The following is a 5,101-nucleotide window of genomic DNA, read 5'->3' as shown; positions in this document are numbered from 1 at the left end:
ATATTGGTTGTGTAGGAACTCCAATAATACACGATTTTTCCGATTTGATGCATTTTTTTATACAGTGTCTAATCTGATTTTACAATTCGCCATTTTAAAAAAATGTACAACTCTTGAATTAAAAAGGTAACATAAATTTAAGCATTTTAGACTTATCTAAAAATACTATGCTTATAAATGGCAGTTACGTTATTAAGGTTTAATTATTTTTATTAACATTGACAATATAGCTTTTTTCGAAAAAATAAAATATCCTATGACTCTCATTGGAGGTATTAAAGGAAAACGAAGTTCATAGGATATTTTGTTGTTTTGTACCCCACTAAAATGAATAAATCCCGACAGGTGTGGGTTTCTTCAGCTTTAGTAATCAACACTTAAATTATTAAATAAAATTCAGAGGCTGAGACATAAGTATATTTTCAAAGCAAGTTTCAATATTCAATATTTCAAATCAGAAAAGCGCGAGAAATCAATTATAGAAACGTTGATTTCTCGCGCTTTTTAAGATTTTAACCTGTTATGTCCTCGTCACTTTATTTATATAAAACTGCACATAATACTTTTGAATAATATCGATTTTTTCACTTTATTTAGCAGCCCATATATCGATCTCTATTTTAATATCTGGTAAACCTAGTGCCGACACGTAGGCAATGGTCATTGAGGGATAAGATTTACCAAACATAGTATCCCATTTGTGATCGAAATAATCCCAATCTATTGCCTCTGTCGCCCAAATGTTAGCCTTCACAACATGCCTGGCATCCATTCCCTCTGTTGCTAAAATAGTTTCAATATTTTTTAATGTATTTGTGATTTGTTCAAGTATAGTATTCGGCAATTGATCATCGTGTCCTACACCAATTTGTCCAGAAAATGCATACATTGTTGCATCTTTAGGAATGATTGTTACATGACTATATTTTCCAACAGGCTTTGGCACCTGTATTGGATTTTTTCGAACTAATATTGATTTCATTGATATATTCTCCTTTAGGTTACTATTTTTCTAAAAAGGGCAGACTTCTCCCTTAAACATCAATTTTAGAAAAAAACAGCAGTGGAGAACCCTATACCCATACTTAAAAAACGAATAGATCTTTTTTTCATGAGAATTCTCCTCCTCTACCTAAAGTTATTTTTACTTTACCATTTCTAGCCTAGACAATCAAATTTTGAAAACTATCCAATCTTACTGTAACGATCTAATCAATATCTACATATACACGTAATTGCTGCAATAGTGTCGAGTAGCAATTCCTTTTTAATCGTATCTGTTCCAGTAGTCTGTCCAGTTTCATCGTGTAATTTATTGTTGTTCCAAAGAGTGAGTGTAACAAGCTTTCGCATTTTAAAACGTTCGTTCTATCTCATCTAGTTCCCACTCTGTTAAATCCCGTTTTTGATCATAAAATTGTTCTTGTTTCTATTCTCTTATTTTGACAAGATACTTAGGAAGTAACATTCCATATATGTAATATTAAATAAGAATAAGTTACGTAAGTTATTATAATTTGTGTAACATTATATTAATCTATTTGTTAGTATGGAGAAGCTTATTGGGAAAAAGGAACATTAACAGGACCTTAAGTTTCTATAGAGTCTAATTGTCATTGACTTATATGATGAATTTTTCCACTTAAAAGCTAAAACAGTAACTACTATTTTGGTTAAAGCCCTGATATTAATAGTAATCTGGAATCTCCCACTAGATCGTTTATGAAAGTTCAAACAATCACGTTTACTAATATGTTTGTTTAAGTGACTGTCACCGGTTTTCAATTGATTTCAATGTGTTTACATGGTGTTATAGTCTTGTGAGGTCTATGTAATTATAAGGAGGAAAAATGGACAACATTCAATACTTATCACAATTTAATCTGCTTAATTCGCTCTCGATGGAAGATTTAATAGAAATGGAACAATTAACTTTAATAACGACTTTTCCGAAAAACACTTTTATTCAAACACCGGAAACTTTTTCTGAGGGGCTTTATTTTGTTAAAAAGGGGAGGTTGCGCCTGTACAAGGTAAATGCTCAAGGTAAGCAATTTACTTCGGATATACTCAACGAAGGTAATGTATTTGGGGAAATGGATATCATTTCATTTGGTACACGAGACAATTATATTGAAACTATAGAGGAAAGCCACATTTGTTTGATGAATAAGGAAAGATTTGAAAATTTTTTAATTCAGCGACCTCGATTTATGATGGCATTATTAAAAGTACTTAGTAATCGAATTATCAATATGAGTCAATTAACACAAAATCTAGCCCTTGGGAAACTACATGACAAAGTATTATATACGCTTACGAAGTTGTCTGATCAGTTTGGACTTACGGGTAATAATGAGTATTACAAAATTGATTTTCCTCTTTCACATCAAGAAATCGCCAATTTAGTTGGTGCTACTAGAGAAGCTGTAACTGTAGTCTTACAAGAACTTGTTGAAGAAGAAGTCATTAAAACAGGATTTAAAACAATCTATATTCATCGAAAAAAGCTTTTGGAAAGAAACATAACTTAGGCTGAAAAAAAGCTGGATCGTATCAAATAGGATGGTTTTTTCAAAATAATTTGTAAACAACATTACATCTTTCTTCAAAAAAAGGATGTATCGTATAACTGTATACAAAATATAATACGATACGGAGATGACATAATGGAAAACACACCATTTCAAAAATTGCAAAGTGATTTAGATATAGCAGCTACACATATGGAAAAGATTCTCCCAAAGGAAGTGCTAGATGCATTCGAAAAATCGATTCAAGATCTCCGAACATCTGATTCCGGTAGGGGTTTAATAGCTGGAGCCAAGGCGCCTGACTTCACTTTAGTGAATTCTACAGGTCAAAAGATAACTTTGTCTGAAGAAATTGTGAAAGGACCTGTTGTTCTTATTTTTTACCGCGGTATATGGTGTCCGTTCTGTAATCTTGAGTTGAAAGCATACCAGCGAATGAATGATGACATTAAGGCAACTGGGGGCCAATTGATTGCAGTTAGCCCGCAAACTCCAAATCATTCTTCATCTGTACAAGATAAGAACGAATTAAATTTCCATGTTTTAAGTGATTTGCAAAATCAAACAGCAGAAAAATATAATCTGAAATTTAAATTGCCTGAGTATTTATATCATATCTACAGATCACTCGATATTTCACTCGAAACATTTAATGGTGATCATTCTTGGGAACTTCCTGTACCAGCTACTTATGTAATTGATAAAGCAGGAATCATCCGATTAGCTAGCGTTGAGGTAGACTATAAAAAACGTCTGGAGCCTAGTAAGGTGTTGCATATTCTCCAGTCACTTTAAATGGGGCATCAAAAATCATTTGATTATCATACAAGTGAAGGAAGAGATGTGTGGAGATGATGATTCTTTTATTGGATAAAAGCCCCCCTCTTTTCTACTGAAAAAGTAGAAAAGGTGCGCTTTTTTAAATTTCGGGCTTACTTCTTTTTTCACTCAAAATTAGGGTACAAGCGTAATTTGTACCCCTAAAACGTTGATATATAAGTGTTTGTAAGACTACCTAAATATACTATGCTCATAAAGGTAATCATACGAAAGATCGACAAACAAGTACTCGTGTTCGTTAATGGCTATTGAAAACGTCCTTGTAATTTCCCCTGTTTCAATATCTCGATATAGCTCAGATATTTCTCCGCTTTGATCATTGCGCATCTTGATAATGGTTTGTAGGAAGTAAGGACGCCAGCTCCAGTTTTTATTGATTGCTTTTGGCTGTAATTCCCACTTCCCATCAATACGCATGACGTTCGGCGATAGTTGGAAGCCATCCTCATTACAAATATATAGTCGAAACGAATAATGATCCAACAGCTGCGCTAAATGCTCTAAATGGGAGATGCTGTCACTAGAGGGTTTTACTCGATTGATAATCGCCTCTAGCTCTTCTCTCAGCTTTTTCAGCTCGAAATACTGTGTCTCTAGCATTTTCTTTTCAGAGGTAATAAATTGCTGACATTCCTCCTTGAAGCGCTCCTTTAATATATCCTTCTCAACAAATGCCATTGCAGGGTTTGCTAAGTAAGGTCCTTGATAATACCTTCCCCCATTTTTCCAGGCAAATTGTAACTGATAGACAGTTTCAATTCCTTCAAATAAGAGGTTTGCTCCAATTTTGTAGGCAAGCCCTCCTATTGCTGATATCATATCGGACTGAGCTGACCAAGAATCAAAGTTTAAATCTCGTGTATTGACCTTCAGAATTTGAGGGGATAATAGGGCAATGTGCTCTAGGTGACTCTCCGCACCAACTTCCTGAACTGCAATTTTCACACCATATGTTGTAAAGTAACGCAATGCATGGTGCAATTTATGAATATCGCCTAAAAAACGATGCTCAGAAACTACCAGTACAATCCGGTGGAAATCTTCTTCTCTAATATATTGCTGAATAATATTAAAATGGCTCTCTCCAAAATCTTGCATTAAAACATTGGGGTTACTTGGTATATAGATATCAAGATCTGGTGCGATTTCGTCCACTTTAACTAAAGAAGCATGTAAAATTTTATGTTCCATGTCAATGCGATACTCTTCTGGAATATCTTCATTATTCACAAAATCCTTTAGATTAATTTGTTGACCCTCAATTTGTAACTGTCCGGAAATTTCGTAGGCAATCACCGTATGCGCATCTGCACTAAATATCGGTTGAAAATACCCATGTATTTGATCTAAATTTGTTAACACTTCAATTGCATCCATTGTCGAAACCTCCATACATGAATAACCTACAAACTGTTATTCAAGAATAGCATTACATTCAAAGCTTATTTTGAAAAAGCTCTCTGACTGTATCATAATTTGTTTAAAGTAAATTCGCAACTTCACTTGCCATAAATTGTTCAAAATTAATTACTGAAAACTATTTAAAGTACCTAGCAATTACTCATAACCCAAACACACATACACTAAAAACATCTTTTGACAAAATAACAATGAAAAAATACATTTTTTTCATTCATGTTGTTGAAATACTATTATGTCAATGAAATCAAGGTGACAAATTAAAAAGTATAGCTCTTTTTCAAAACGAGGGGTTGATCTCCGTTCCG

At 33.5% G+C, this 5,101-nt stretch carries 4 protein-coding genes; 2 read left to right on the top strand and 2 right to left on the bottom strand.

The window, feature by feature from the left end; all coding sequences use genetic code 11:
- Positions 1-589: 589 nt before the first annotated feature.
- Positions 590-982, bottom strand: coding sequence for a RidA family protein (locus tag ACQKIM_RS27670; RefSeq protein WP_427550128.1), 393 nt, complete (start codon positions 980-982; stop codon positions 590-592).
- A gap of 868 nt (positions 983-1,850) precedes the next feature.
- Here ACQKIM_RS27670 and ACQKIM_RS27665 point away from each other — a divergent pair.
- On the top strand, positions 1,851-2,534 hold the full coding sequence (locus ACQKIM_RS27665) for a Crp/Fnr family transcriptional regulator (RefSeq protein WP_427550127.1): 684 nt from the start codon (positions 1,851-1,853) through the stop codon (positions 2,532-2,534).
- A 135-nt stretch (positions 2,535-2,669) separates the two neighbouring features.
- Complete coding sequence (locus ACQKIM_RS27660) at positions 2,670-3,329, top strand: peroxiredoxin-like family protein (RefSeq protein WP_427550126.1); 660 nt, start codon at positions 2,670-2,672, stop codon at positions 3,327-3,329.
- A gap of 216 nt (positions 3,330-3,545) precedes the next feature.
- Here the strand turns inward: ACQKIM_RS27660 and ACQKIM_RS27655 are convergent, their stop codons facing one another.
- The gene (locus ACQKIM_RS27655; protein ID WP_427550125.1) at positions 3,546-4,751 is read right to left on the bottom strand and encodes an EAL-associated domain-containing protein; all 1,206 of its coding nucleotides are present in this window, start codon (positions 4,749-4,751) and stop codon (positions 3,546-3,548) included.
- Positions 4,752-5,101: the final 350 nt, after the last annotated feature.

The sequence above is a fragment of the Lysinibacillus sp. NPDC047702 genome (genome assembly GCF_050272555.1).
Lineage (GTDB): Bacteria > Bacillota > Bacilli > Bacillales_A > Planococcaceae > Lysinibacillus.
The sequence above is the reverse complement of the archived record's forward strand: the minus strand, read 5'-3'. Positions and strand labels throughout refer to the sequence as shown.

Coding starts and splice junctions, on each gene's coding strand:
- ACQKIM_RS27660 (WP_427550126.1), top strand. CDS start 2,670: ATGGAAAACACACCATTTCAAAAATTGCAAAGTGATTTAGATATAGCA.
- ACQKIM_RS27655 (WP_427550125.1), bottom strand. CDS start 4,751: ATGGATGCAATTGAAGTGTTAACAAATTTAGATCAAATACATGGGTAT.
- ACQKIM_RS27665 (WP_427550127.1), top strand. CDS start 1,851: ATGGACAACATTCAATACTTATCACAATTTAATCTGCTTAATTCGCTC.
- ACQKIM_RS27670 (WP_427550128.1), bottom strand. CDS start 982: ATGAAATCAATATTAGTTCGAAAAAATCCAATACAGGTGCCAAAGCCT.